General features: G+C 57.8%; 13 protein-coding genes and 1 pseudogene. 4 read left to right on the top strand and 10 right to left on the bottom strand.

The annotated features are described in order from the left end of the window. Positions 1 to 18 precede the first annotated feature (18 nt). The gene (locus tag AB4O36_RS09765) at positions 19 to 1,209 is read right to left on the bottom strand and encodes an NnrS family protein (protein WP_460141601.1); all 1,191 of its coding nucleotides are present in this window, start codon (positions 1,207 to 1,209) and stop codon (positions 19 to 21) included. A gap of 462 nt (positions 1,210 to 1,671) precedes the next feature. Between AB4O36_RS09765 and AB4O36_RS09760 the strand changes: the two genes are divergently transcribed. After that, positions 1,672 to 2,355 carry a Crp/Fnr family transcriptional regulator gene (locus tag AB4O36_RS09760; protein ID WP_460124138.1) on the top strand — a complete coding sequence of 228 codons (684 nt, stop codon included), beginning with the start codon at positions 1,672 to 1,674 and terminating at the stop codon, positions 2,353 to 2,355. Beyond that, positions 2,352 to 2,552 (top strand): protein DnrP, encoded by a 201-nt coding sequence (locus tag AB4O36_RS09755; protein ID WP_460141600.1) that lies wholly within the window; start codon positions 2,352 to 2,354, stop codon positions 2,550 to 2,552. Before AB4O36_RS09760 ends, AB4O36_RS09755 begins: the two co-directional genes overlap by 4 nt. A 46-nt stretch (positions 2,553 to 2,598) precedes the next feature. Here AB4O36_RS09755 and AB4O36_RS09750 read toward each other — a convergent pair whose 3' ends face one another. Next, entirely contained in the window at positions 2,599 to 3,006 is a 408-nt protein-coding gene (locus tag AB4O36_RS09750; RefSeq protein WP_460141599.1) for a RidA family protein, read from the bottom strand. A 43-nt stretch (positions 3,007 to 3,049) separates the two neighbouring features. Then, positions 3,050 to 4,192, bottom strand: a complete 1,143-nt coding sequence (locus AB4O36_RS09745; RefSeq protein WP_460141598.1) for an alanine racemase — start codon at positions 4,190 to 4,192, stop codon at positions 3,050 to 3,052. Between the two features lie 87 nt (positions 4,193 to 4,279). On the opposite strand from AB4O36_RS09745, the gene AB4O36_RS09740 reads away from it, so the two are divergent. Next, positions 4,280 to 5,185, top strand: coding sequence for a LysR family transcriptional regulator (locus AB4O36_RS09740; protein ID WP_460141597.1), 906 nt, complete (start codon positions 4,280 to 4,282; stop codon positions 5,183 to 5,185). A gap of 188 nt (positions 5,186 to 5,373) precedes the next feature. Here AB4O36_RS09740 and AB4O36_RS09735 read toward each other — a convergent pair whose 3' ends face one another. The 4 genes from AB4O36_RS09735 to AB4O36_RS09720 form a co-directional block, all read right to left on the bottom strand. Beyond that, positions 5,374 to 5,754: a nuclear transport factor 2 family protein gene (locus AB4O36_RS09735; protein ID WP_460141596.1), complete on the bottom strand. Its 381-nt coding sequence runs from the start codon at positions 5,752 to 5,754 to the stop codon at positions 5,374 to 5,376. Positions 5,755 to 5,871: 117 nt separating this feature from the next. After that, positions 5,872 to 6,975, bottom strand: coding sequence for an alkene reductase (locus AB4O36_RS09730; protein WP_460141595.1), 1,104 nt, complete (start codon positions 6,973 to 6,975; stop codon positions 5,872 to 5,874). A 103-nt stretch (positions 6,976 to 7,078) separates the two neighbouring features. Then, a complete protein-coding gene (locus AB4O36_RS09725; RefSeq protein WP_460141594.1) occupies positions 7,079 to 8,335 on the bottom strand; it encodes a cation:dicarboxylate symporter family transporter in 1,257 nt (418 codons plus the stop codon). Between the two features lie 111 nt (positions 8,336 to 8,446). After that, positions 8,447 to 8,872: a VOC family protein gene (locus AB4O36_RS09720; RefSeq protein ID WP_460141593.1), complete on the bottom strand. Its 426-nt coding sequence runs from the start codon at positions 8,870 to 8,872 to the stop codon at positions 8,447 to 8,449. A gap of 156 nt (positions 8,873 to 9,028) precedes the next feature. Between AB4O36_RS09720 and AB4O36_RS09715 the strand changes: the two genes are divergently transcribed. Then, entirely contained in the window at positions 9,029 to 9,922 is an 894-nt protein-coding gene (locus tag AB4O36_RS09715; RefSeq protein ID WP_460141592.1) for a LysR family transcriptional regulator, read from the top strand. 228 nt (positions 9,923 to 10,150) lie between these two features. On the opposite strand, the gene AB4O36_RS09710 is transcribed toward AB4O36_RS09715, so the two are convergent. From AB4O36_RS09710 to AB4O36_RS09700, 3 genes and pseudogenes are all read right to left on the bottom strand, one after another. Beyond that, positions 10,151 to 10,741: a DUF1349 domain-containing protein gene (locus tag AB4O36_RS09710; protein WP_460141591.1), complete on the bottom strand. Its 591-nt coding sequence runs from the start codon at positions 10,739 to 10,741 to the stop codon at positions 10,151 to 10,153. 22 nt (positions 10,742 to 10,763) lie between these two features. Next, positions 10,764 to 11,519, bottom strand: a complete 756-nt coding sequence (locus AB4O36_RS09705; protein WP_460126668.1) for a methyl-accepting chemotaxis protein — start codon at positions 11,517 to 11,519, stop codon at positions 10,764 to 10,766. 102 nt (positions 11,520 to 11,621) lie between these two features. Continuing rightward, positions 11,622 to 12,017, bottom strand: a pseudogene (locus tag AB4O36_RS09700) (HAMP domain-containing protein); the annotation flags it as partial. Between the last annotated feature and the right edge of the window lie 732 nt (positions 12,018 to 12,749).

Raw genomic sequence — 12,749 nt, 5'->3', positions numbered from 1 at the left:
AGGTGTTCCTCCGTGGGTTTAACCCGGATGCCCATCGACCCGGGCGCGCAGCAGCATCGGCGCGTAGCGCCAGGTGTACAGCGCGAAGGCCAGTGCCCAGCACACGCCCGCGATCCACAGCGCCGCCAAGGGGAACAAGAGCACCAGGCCGACACGGCTCAGGCAACCGAGGTTGAGCAGAATGAACGCCAGGGTCATGCCCTGTGGTGGCTCCAGCGGGCGACCGGTGTGGCCGAGACTGACCCGCGCGATCATTGCCAGTACCAGGCCGCCCATGGCACCGATGGTCAGGCAATGCACCGCCAGGCTTGGATTGATGGGCGCGCCGAAGTGCCACGCCGCCATGCCCAGACAGGCGAGTGCCAACCAGCCGTAGGCCAGGTGCAGCGACCACAGCAACGGAACCTGCCACAAGCCACGATCATGCCAGCGCACCAGGCGAATCAAGTGGCCGACGCCGAGGACGGCGAACAGCACACCCACCCAGACATTGGCGTACAACGCAGGTCCGGCGGCGTACAACACCGCCACCAGCGGCGAGCCGATCAGCAGCAACCAATCCAGCCACGCCCATGGCACCACGGCGTCCTTGCGCCCCAGGCCGCGCTGGGTGAAGAACGGAATGACCCGCCCACCAATCAGGCCCATCATCGCGGCCACCAGCCAGATGCCGCCCAGCACGCCTTGGCGCTGCCAGCCTTCATGACCGGCGAGCAGTCCATACAAGGACACGGCGTCAGCGGCGGCCAGCAACAACAGGACCGCGACAATCGGGTAGTTGCGCTTCTGCCGCACCTTCCACAGGGTGAAGCCCATCAGCGCTGCCACGGCGAGCGGGAACGCCAGTTCGAGGACTGCCAGCAACGCCCAGGGCACATTGACCAGCCAGGCCACGCGGGCCAACAACCATACGACTGCGAGAGCCGCCAGCGGCTGACCGCTCAGGCCGGGGCGACTGGTCCAGGTCTGGACCGCCGTCAGCAGGAAACCGGCGATGATCGCCAACCCGAAGCCGAACAACAATTCGTGCCGATGCCAGCCCAACCAGCCACCGGCCGGTTGCCAGTTGACGATCGAACCGCTGAAGGCCGCCAGCCACAACGGAATCGCCAACAATGCCAACAGGCAGCCACCGAGGAAAAAGGGTCGAAACGCCAACCGCAATAACGGTGGAATCGCCAGCGCCTTACTGCGCTCAAGAACTTGCATGAAGCCACTCCTCTGCTTTACCCGGCGCTCACACGCAACGCCTGGGACAATCCGGGTCCAATCATCAGGGATTAATAATCAAACGCCTTTGTCGCAAATCAAGAGTGCAAGGGCTGTGCCCACTGCCATCGCCCGCCAACACGGGCACTCACGCCACGATAGAGTCATTACGACACGGTTAAAATGACCAATTGTGGTTATTTTAACCGGCTCAACAGCGGTGTTTTTGACCCCAATCAATAATAAGTCCAGCAAAAACAGGGACATTGCGCATGGCCCGGGTCTTGCTGAATACGGGCAACCTCTACCTTTGATTGCCTGCGGAGTCGTCATGAAAAAGATCATTCAACCACTGGGTTGGTTTGTGGTGCTGACCTCGGTGCTGGCGGTGGCCAGCAGCCTTTCGTTGGGCCTCGTCTGAGCGAATCACCCACTCACTTTCCCTTTTCAGGATGAACCTCCATGGTCCTTCACCGCGTCCACCACCAGATTCTGCGCAGCCATCACTTGTTCGAACCGTTGAACGACGATCAGATGAACGAACTGATGAGCACCAGCCAATTGCTGAGTATCGACAAGGGCGAACCGCTGTTCCGCCAGGGCGAGCCGGCGGACTCGTTCTACTTCGTGATTGCCGGCGCGGTGAAGATCTACCGACTGACACCCGATGGGCAGGAGAAGGTGTTCGAAGTGCTGGGCGATCGGCAGACCTTTGCCGAAGCGATGATGCTGATGGACACCCCCAACTACGTGGCCTCGGCGGAAGCCGTCTGCCCTACCCAGCTGTATCGACTCTCCAACAGCACCTACATGCGCCTGCTGCAAAGCAACAGCCGCCTGACCTTTGCCCTGCTGGGCAAGCTCTGCGTGCGGTTGCACCAGCGGGTCAACGAGATCGAAACCCTGTCACTCAAAAACGCCACCCACCGCGTAGTGCGTTACCTGTTGACGCAGTTGGTGCGCAAACAGACCGTGGATGACCGCTTTGAATTGCCGATGGCCAAGCAACTCATTGCCGGGCACCTGTCGATCCAGCCGGAGACCTTTTCGCGCATCATCCGCCGCTTGATCGATGAAAACATCATCACCCAGGACGGCCGCCAGATCGCGATACTCGACCGCATCCGCCTGGAACAATTCGAATGAGCGACCAGCCTGTGTGCCTGTATTGCCAACAGGCCAACGCACACCATGAGGTCGAATGCGGCCATTGCGGCATGCCACTGCCCGTCCACGCCGCCGGGGCTGGGGAGCGGCGGCAGCGACGATTCATGTGGTTTTGTGTGGGGTTGACGGTGTTTTGTTTTGTGATGTTTTTCTGGTTGCCTCGGAGCATTGTCTGAGGCCGGCCTAATTTACAGCGCGATGCGTTCCAACTTTTCTGAACAGTTAGTCACCACACCGAGTTTGTAATGAGGAGCCAACTGTCAGTTCAGCGACTGCTGAGATTTCCACCAAAGCCCCGTAGTGGAGCGGACTACAAGGGATCATCACCCTTGCGGGACGGTGCGCGCCCATCAACGTTGAATAAACCAGGTTGACGGTCGGCCAATAGGCAACATCCACGATGTAAATTTGCACGCTGACCAAATGATTCAGCGACGCACCAGCGGCCTGAAGCACGGTTTCCATATTGGCCATTGCCTGGCGAGTTTGTGCTTCTATCCCTTCAGGGAACTCCTGAGCATCCGGTGGAAACGGCAACTGGCCGGAAATGAAAAGAAGGTTTCCTGCCAGTGCACCGTGTGAGTAATGCCCGCCCGGCACAGGCAGTTTCGCTGCTGCGATCAACTTCATATGTCCACCTTGACCGATCAGGTTTTGAATTCGGGTGAATGATTTACCAGCCCGTGATACGGGGCCAATAACCGAGACTGCCTTCCTCATCGAGCACGTGATAACCACCGTGCTGCGCCGACGTGGCGCAGGCATGATTGGGCAAGATCCGCAGAAGCGTACCCAACGGCAGCAAGCTCGCCGGTTCAAGCTTTCCGGCCCGCGATGAAATGATTCCGTGTTCCTGATTCGTGGAGATGACGATCAGGTCGCCAATGGGTTGGCCGGCGGCGTCACACACGACGCCATATCCCTGATCAACCGCTTGCCGGGCGGTACCACGATCGCGGGAAAGTGCCATCCATCCCGCATCCGTAATGATCCAGCCTTTCTCAGCCTGATGACCAATGACGGTTGTCAGAACTGATACCGCAATATCCTGCACATCGCAGACACCCAAGCCCGCCATGACCAGATCGAAGAAGGCGAACACCCCCGCACGAACTTCAGTTATTCCGGTTAAATCCTTGGTAAAAAGTGCCGTGGGTGTCGAACCGATGCTGATGATCGCCATGTTGAAGCCCGCAGCGGCGAGCATTTGGCGGGCCTCGATAATCGCCGCGCGTTCCTGCCGGGCGCACGCCTCGATTTCAGCGATCGACTGGCTGTCGTAGGACTTGCCAGCGTGTGTCATCAAGCCGCTGAGCTTGACGCCTTTGGAGCTCAACAATTGCGCGATTTCCACCAACAGCGCCGATTGTGGGCCGAGACCGGAGCGGTGGCCGTCGCAATCGATTTCCAGCAGGACCTCAAAAACATGACCCGACGTTTGGGCAAAGTCGGCCAACAATCTGGCAGTGTCCAAATTATCGAGTACCAGTTTGAGCTGCGCGCCTTTGCTGATCAAAGTGGCGGCGTGAGCGAATTTGTTTGGCGCAATGCCAACGCCATACAAGATGTCGGTAAACCCGGCGTCGAAAAAGAAGTCGGCCTCACGCAGGGTCGAAACAGTAATGGGCCCACGCCCACCTGCAAACAGGCGCTCGGTGACTTCCAGCGATTTGTGGGTCTTTACGTGAGGACGCAATACCACATTGAATGCTGCCAGCTTATTGCGCATCCGTTGGATATTGGCATCGAGTCGATCACGATCGAGCATTAAAGCGGGAGTGTCGATATGAGTTTCGATATGAGTGAGTGCGGACATGTCTGGTCTCCTGGAATAGGGCTAGTCTAAACGTCCGACTTCAGATTAATATTTAATAATATTAATTCTAATATTCAGTGACTCTTAATGAATGAGGCATTTGATATCCGCTTTCTCCTGGTCGTCCGGGAAAGTGACAGTTTGTTGGCCGCATCACGCAAGCTGGGTCTGACGCCCTCGGCCGTGACCCAGCGACTTCAGCAAATGGAGAAAAAACTGTCGATTCGATTGCTGGATCGGTCAGCCCGGCAACTGCGTTTTACCGATGAGGGCGAGTTCTTGTGTCTGCAGGGTGCAGGGCTGGTCGAGCAGTTCGATACGCTGCTGGCGGATCTGCGTGAGCGACGCAGTGGCTTCATTGGCAAACTGAAAGTCAATGCACCGTTCGGGTTTGGGCGCGTGCACGTGGCACCCGCGGTGGCAACTTTCCAGCGTCTGCATCCGGATGTTGAAATAGCATTGAGTTTGTCCGAACAGCCGATGGTTGAGGCGACTGATCGATTTGACGTCGTTATCCATATTGGCGAACTGCGCGCCTCCAACCTGGTCGGCCATTCCATTGCCCCCAACCGTCGCTACGTATGCGCCTCACCCGCGTTTGTTGAGCGCCATGGCCTGCCGGAACATCCCGACCAGTTGGCTACCTTGCCCTGCCTTGCATTGCGGGAAAACAACGAAGACGTCACCCTCTGGCATTTCACGCGCGCGCACAAAACACTCAGTGTGCGCATCCGCCCAGCGATGAGCTGCAACGATGGAAGTGTCATTCGGCAATGGGCGTGCGAAGGGCACGGCATCATCATGCGTTCCGAATGGGATGTTGCCGATGCTTTGGCAGAGGGGACGTTGATACGGCTACTGCCTGGTTGGAAACTGCCGGATGTCAATGTTGTTGCGCTGACGCATCAACGCGAGGGGTTGCCCGCGCGAACGGTCAATTTTCTGCGTCACCTACAGGATCAGTTCCGGCCGCAACCACCTTGGCGACAATAGATTTTGTTGAAATAAAATGAGGTACTTACTGGATCAGCGAGGGTACAAGTCAGCAGTCAGAGCGTAGAGCGGATTGACATGGGGCCTGTCCTCGGGCAGGTATCGGCCGGAAGCCCTCATTTGAATAATTATGCCTTTGCTGCGATGAAAGCGAGTTGGAGCGCGTCTGATCAGGCGCGCTCGCGGGATCACGCACTTGGATGGGTGTGGTAAATCTTGCTGACGATCGTCCACTTCCCCTCAACCTTCAGCAGGTTGAAGAAGTCGGTGAAGCGAAATCCGGATACGTTGTCGGTGTCGACCCGGGCACTGGCTGCGGTGCCGACGATATCAATACGCACGATTGCCGCGCTGGCCTCGGGGGATGGGCGGAAGGCGTTGTCGATGACGTCGTACAGATTCTGAATCGCGCCGCCAACGAGCTTGTCACCGTCAACGCCAAACATCGTCGCCTGCGCGTTGAAAGCGGGCTTCATCAGAGCACTGTCGGCCTTTGCGCCACCTTCGTTGTACTGGTTCAATACGTCGACGATTGCCTTGTATTCCTGAACGTAAGTTGGATCGGACATGATGTATTCCTCAGTGAATAGATTAGCGAAGCTGTTTACGGGGTGTTATGACTGACAGTCACGACTCCTGAAAGGAACGGGCTATCCTGCGCCACACTTGACGCAGGAATTTGCCATTCAAAGGTCTGCGGTTGGCCAATCGATGTAACCTTTGGCGCCGCCGCCGTAGTAACTGTCGCGGGGCGCGATGGTTAGCTCGATACCGCGACGCAGACGCTCCACGAGGTCGGGGTTGGAGATAAACAAACGACCAAACGCCACCGCATCAATCCGGCGCTGAGCGCGGCGCTCTAGTGCCATCTCCAGGTCGTAGTTGTTGTTGCCAATGAATACGCCTTCGAACTGCGCGCTCAGCGCGTCCAGGGCCACGCCTTCGGGAACACTGCGGGATGTCGCCGTGGCACCTTCAACGAAATGCAGGTAGGCCAGATCGAATTTGTTGAGTTGCTGAATCAGGTAACCGTAAGTCGCCATGACATTGCTGTCGGGCGGCGTGTTACCGGCATCAGGTGTCACGGGGGAAAGCCGGATCCCAACACGCTCGCCACCCCAGATCGCAATCACGGCTCGGGTGACTTCCAATGTCAGTCGAGCCCGGTTCTCAATGGAACCGCCGTATTGGTCAGTACGCTGATTGGTGGAGTCGCGCAGGAACTGATCGAGCAGATAGCTGTTGGCGGAATGGACTTCCACGCCATCAAAACCTGCCTGCTTGGCATTCTCTGCGGCGATCTTGTACTGCTCGATGATGCCTGGAATTTCCGAGGTCTGCAGCGCGCGAGGCATCGACACCTCGACAAAGCCTTTTCCAGTGTACGTGCAGCCTTCAGCCTTGATTGCCGAGGGCGCCACTGGCGCGTCGCCGTTGGGCTGTAACTCGACACTGGAAAAGCGCCCTACATGCCACAACTGGCTAACGATTTTGCCGCCCGCCGCATGCACCGCATCGGTGACTTTTTTCCATCCAGCAACCTGCTCTTGCGACCAGATGCCCGGAGTCATTGCATAACCTCGTCCCTGTGCAGAGATGTTCGTTGCTTCGGCAATGATCAAACCTGCACTGGCGCGCTGGGCGTAATAAGTCGCATGCATTTCATTCGGTACACCGTCTTCGGCCATCCGGCTACGTGTCACGGGAGCCATGACAATTCGGTTGGCCAATTGAAGCGCCCCCATGCGCATGGGCGAAAAAAGATCGGTGTCAAAAGCGCTATCAGACATAAAATCTCCAAATCAATAGACCGGTCGTCTGGTCACTGTCTTCAGGACCTGACCGACGACCAGCCCCTCCAGGTTTGATGGCGCTTGCCGCCCTGGCGAACGACTAGGCCCTTGCCGCTGAATGTGCCCGTGAGGGTTCCAGTTTGACCTTCTCCCACTTGGCGATAACCAGCGGTGCGATGGCGTTACCCAATACGTTCAGCGTGGTGGTGCCGCTGTCAATAATTCTGAAAATGCCGGCGATCAACGCCACGCCCTCTAATGGAAGACCGGCAGACGCCAAGGTGGCTGACAAGATGATGATGGCAAAACCCGGCACCCCTGCTGCCCCTTTCGAGGTCAGCACCATCGTCACTACCAACAGGATTTGCTGAGACAACGACAAGTCGATTCCATAAAGTTGCGCCACAAAGATCGTCGCGACGCCGAGAAAAATCGACGCACCATCGAGATTGAAGGCATAACCCACCGGCACCACGAAACTGACTATCCGACGGGGTACACCGTAGCTCTCCAGCTTGGTCATCAATTGCGGCATGACGGCTGCCGACGCGGCACTCGAAAACGCCAAAATCAACTCATTGCGGAAGTACCGGATCAATCTGAAAATGTTTTCGCCAATCAAGTAGCAAATACCACCTAGCACCACGAGAGCGAAAACAATCAACGCCAGGTACACCACGCCAATCAACTTGAGCAAGGGAAGCAGCGAGGTAAAACCAAAGGTTGCCACCGTGGCACCGATCATGCCGAACACACCGATCGGCGCATAAGCCATGACAATGGAGACAACCCTGAACATCGCGTCCGAAAGACTCTGGACCAATGCGATTGCGGGGGCGCTTTTCTCGTGCGGCAAAGCGTTCAGTGCCAGGCCGAACAGCACGGCGAAAAACAGAACCGACAGCAACTTCGCCTCCGACATTGCGACGATGAGATTGTCTGGAACAATGTTCTGCAAAATGACCAAGGCCCCTTTCGAAGGCTCGATGGTGATAGAGGCAGAACTATGCGAAACGCCTGAAATATCGGTACCCGTGCCTGGCTCGAAGAGATTCGCGAAACACAACCCCATCACGATGGCCAACGCAGTAATCGCAAAGAAATAACCGAGCGACTTCATACCCATTCGACCAAACGATTTGCTGTCACCACCGCCTGCTATGCCCAAAATCATGCAACAGAACACGATCGGCACAACCACCATCTTCATCATTTTGATGAAGATATCGCCGAGCGGCTTGAGGATCTCCGCGCTCACCCATGTTTGATATTGCGGATGTGTATTGAAGTACCAACCGACAAGCACGCCAAGCAACAGCCCGGCAACGATTTGCCACACCAAGGGAATACGTTTCATGTCTAGCCTTCTTGTTGGAATGAAAGGTCTGCTCTGTTGGCAGTTGCTAGAGTCATGAGCTTCCAGCTCACTTGAGATCAAATGACACAACGGTGTTGTGCCATGAGTGTTTTACTTCGCGAAGAGCTGGCTCATATCCTTGAAAGCCTTGAATTCAAGGGCGTTGCCACATGGATCAAACAGGAACATCGTGGCTTGCTCGCCAACCTGACCTTTGAAACGAATGTACGGCTCGATCACAAACTCGGTGCCAAACGACTTCAAACGCTCAGCCAGTGCCTCCCATTGCTCCCACGCCAGGATGATGCCGAAGTGTGGAACAGGAACATCGTGACCATCGACCGGATTGCTGTGGACGCTCTCTTGAGAAGCAGTTTTGGGGTGCTCGTGAATCACGAGTTGGTGGCCATAAAAATCGAAATCGACCCACTGAGTGCTGGAACGCCCTTCTTCAAGACCGAAGACTTCTGCGTAGAACGTCCGCGCTGAGGCCAGGTTGTAAACAGGGATTGCGAGGTGGAATGGCGAGAGGCTCATCAGAACTCCAGTAATATTTTTTGTTGGTTGGTGACCGTCCCCACCGTCATTGGCTCTTTGGATTCAGCCGTTGCAGGGGATGGGGAACATCGTAGGACGGAAAACCAAACAGAAAAATCAATATATATTTCTTAGAAACACAACTAATATTTGTGAATGATCAAAGAACTCAAGACACTCATCGCTGTAGCCCGCGAAGGCACATTTGCCGCTGCCGGCAACAAGATCGGCCTCACGCAGGCTGCCGTGAGCGCGCAGATTCAGCGCCTGGAGGCTGAGCTAGGCTTCGAGGTTTTCGACAGAAAAGGACGCACGGCACATCTCAATAAAATGGGCCACCAGATACTCCTGCAAGCACAGGAGTTGCTCAGGCTCTATGACAATCTGGGCTCTACGACGGTGGGGCAACCTGCAAGCGTGCTGGTGAACATCGGCGCTATCGCGTCCGTGCAGCGCTCCTATTTGCCAGACGCACTGGCCAGGTTCCACCAACGATGCCCCCAATGCCGCACGCGTGTCGTCCCGGGCTTATCAATGGAGTTAGTGAACCTGGTAGATGCAGGCGAGATCGACATGGCCGCCATCATTCGCCCACCCTTCTCACTCCAGAGTGATCTTCGCTGGACGAATCTGGCGCTTGAACCCTACCGTCTGATCGTGCCGCGCGAAATGCCGGGAAACGACTGGTCGGAACTGCTTTGCAGCCAGCCGTTCATTCGATATGACCGATCATCATTTGGCGGCAGGCAAGTCGACCGGTTTCTGCGTCAGATGCACCTCACCCTGCATGAGGTCTGCGAACTGGATGAACTTGAGGCAATCATCAAACTGGTCGAAAACAACGTGGGCGTTGCGCTGGTACTACAAACTACGCCCCATCCGGAATGGCCAGCAGGTGTCCGCGCACTCGACCTGGGGATGCACACTTTTCACCGTGATATCGGGTTGATACATCGCTCTCGCCGAAGCCTCACCGAACCTGTGCGAACACTGGCGGACTTGATCAGTGAACAGGTCAAAAGCGGCTTTATCCAATGGCAGCCAGCCTAAAACACTGATTGCAATGCGTTTTTTCGGGACCTTACGAAAGGCATAATCAGTAACCCGGCCACTGCTGGATCGCAAAGAAGCGGGCCAGGTCGGTAGCGGTCCAACTCGCCAATAAAGTCATCCAGATGGTGGCCAGAAAGGCACGCGGTGTCTGGTAGCGATGCGGCTGATGCAAGTGGAGCGATGCCCCCTCCTGAAGAGGCAACGCCGCCCCGGCCTGGCGCTGTGCTAGCTCCCATCTCGAAAATCCACGATCGGTTGCAAGCTCCAACCGATGTCCGTAAACCGCGCCACGCACCCTTCGCCGGTCGGCGCCTGGGCGCCGAAGCCGATTCGCAAGGGCCTGAGCGCGATCCCGGGGAGCGTAAACCAGCGCAGGAACCGCCAATAGACGCCGTCCACGGAAAAGTGGAAGGCCAGCGTCTGACCGTCGCAGTGCACCCGCAGCCACACCGTGTCGCTGTCGATCGACGGCCCATCTGCGTCATCCGAGACCCCTCGGGTAATCACGCTGACCACGGTCGGCAGACCGGCTCCGGATTGCTCGAACGCCAGCTTTGCCCAGTTGTCTTCATCGACCTGGACAAACAGGGCACCGGCATCGAACGCGGATGAAAAGCTCACGCGGACCTTGGCAGACAGGGTGAAAACGGCGTCTTCAATCGTCATGGATGCGGCAATGACATTGTCTCGCCGCGACGCCCCCGCCGGATGAAAAAACCAATCGGTCTGCGGCCCGGCGTTCAGCACGACGGCGTGTGCCTCCAACTGTGCCGAACCGTTACCCTCACCTTTGACTGTCAGTTGCTCTATGCGCATAGCCACCACCTTGTATGGGTCATCACACTTTGAATTGGGTTACCAACGCCAGTTGCTCCTGCGTCAGTTCGTTGAGTTGCGCCGCTGCACGCGCCGAGTCATCTGCCTGATCGGTCAAGGCCTCGGTGACGGTGCGGATTGCCACGACATTGCGATTGAGCTCCTCTGCAACGGCGCTCTGCTCTTCAGCCGCGCTGGCAATGTGCAGGTTCATTTCCGTGATCGTGGAAATCGATTGCCCGATGCTGTCCAGCACCTGCACCGCCGATTCGAAGGCATCGACGCTTTCCTGAGCCCTGCCCCGGCTGCTGTGCATGCCGGCAACAACGGCCTGGGTCCCGCCCTGAAGCTGCTCGATCACTTGACGGATTTCTTCCACCGATCGTTGTGTCCGTTGAGCCAGACCCCGGACTTCATCGGCGACCACCGCAAACCCTCGACCGCTTTCCCCCGCACGGGCCGCTTCAATGGCCGCGTTCAACGCGAGCAGATTGGTCTGCTCGGCAATGGAGCGGATCACCTCCAGCACGCTGCCAATCTGATCGCTGCCCTGGGCGAGTCGGTCCACCTGCTGTTCGGCTCGTTCGAGCTCCTGCGAAAGCGCCGAAATCGAGTCCGTGCTTCTCTGGATGATCAGCCTTCCGGCCTGCGCCGAGCGGTCTGCCTCTTGCGCGGCCCCCGCAGCGCCGGTGGCGTTTCGGGACACTTCATGGGCGGTCAGGCTCATCTCGTTGGAGGCCGTGGCGACCAGGTCAATCTCGCGAAACTGGACTTGCATGCCGTTGCTGGTCTGACGGGCGATGTCGGCGGTTTGCGAGGCATTACTGCGCGCAGTGACCACGCTCTCCTTGAGAGAGGCCACCGTTGGCTGAAGCTTGTCCAGGAACCGATTGAACCAGGCAGTCAGGTTGCCCAGTTCGTCACGTCGGGCGTAACCCAATCGGCTGCGCAAGTCGCCGTCCCCCGTGGCGATTTCGCGCAGCCGGGCCGCGACCTCATCGATTGGTCGAGTGACGCTGCCTGCACTGAACCCAATGAGCAGCAACCCCAGCAGTGCCGCGACCACGGCAACACCGACACTGACCAACACGGCGTCTCGCTGGCTGGACTGCAGTTGACGGCCAAGCGCCACGGCGTCGGCCAGCAGCACCTCGCGTGGCAAATCGACGATGACGCCCCAGTTCGCCACACCTTCCACAGGCTGCACGGGGTAAATGGCATGGACCTCACCGGAAAACTCGATGACCGCCGGTTGGCCGGAACGAATGGCCTGCATCACTTTTTCGCTGTCGTCCCCCAGGAATGCCCTGATGGGCTTACCCAACGCTTCGGGGAATTTTCCGCTGGCGGCGTACGTGCCGCTGGGGGAAATGATGGAGGTCCGCCCAGCGCCGCCAAACAGACCGGCCTGGGCCTTCTCGATTTCATCCTGCAACGTGGCCAGCGGGATGTCCATGCCGGCCACTCCGAGCAGCTTTTCACCGTCCATGACGGGCACCGACAGGGCCGTCAACAGCGGTTGATTCCTGGCATTGAGGTCCGTGTAGGGATCTTTCAGGCAGGGTTTGGCGCTGTCCCGGGTGCACAGATACCAACTGTTGAGGGGCTCGCCGGTCGGGCCGGGGGCATCCTGGGTGAAGTCCGAGTCGGCGATGGGATAGGCCAGCTCTGATTGACCTTGCAGGTTCCAGTTGACGCCATAGCGCCCCTTCTCGTTACTGCCATGCCTGGCATCATTGATGAACCGTTGATCCTGGCCGTCCAGAAGGTTCGGCTCGAACGCAATCCACAGCTGTTGTGCATCGGGGTGCTGGGTATAGGCCGCCTGGACGAAACGCCCGATATCGTCTCGCAGGTCTTGCGCCTGGCCTGCGCGACGTATGGAAATCGCGCGCAGGGTCGAGACCTGCTCAGCCAGGGAGACCACCGTGGCCATTTTGGCGCTGAACTGCAGGGCGAAGGAGCGCCCCTGCTCGCCCGCTCTGGCGAGCAGCAAGGCCGCCACCGA

This window comes from Pseudomonas sp. S2_E01, from assembly GCF_054668365.1.
Note: the sequence above shows the minus strand (reverse complement) of the source record. Positions and strands in the feature narration are given on the sequence as shown.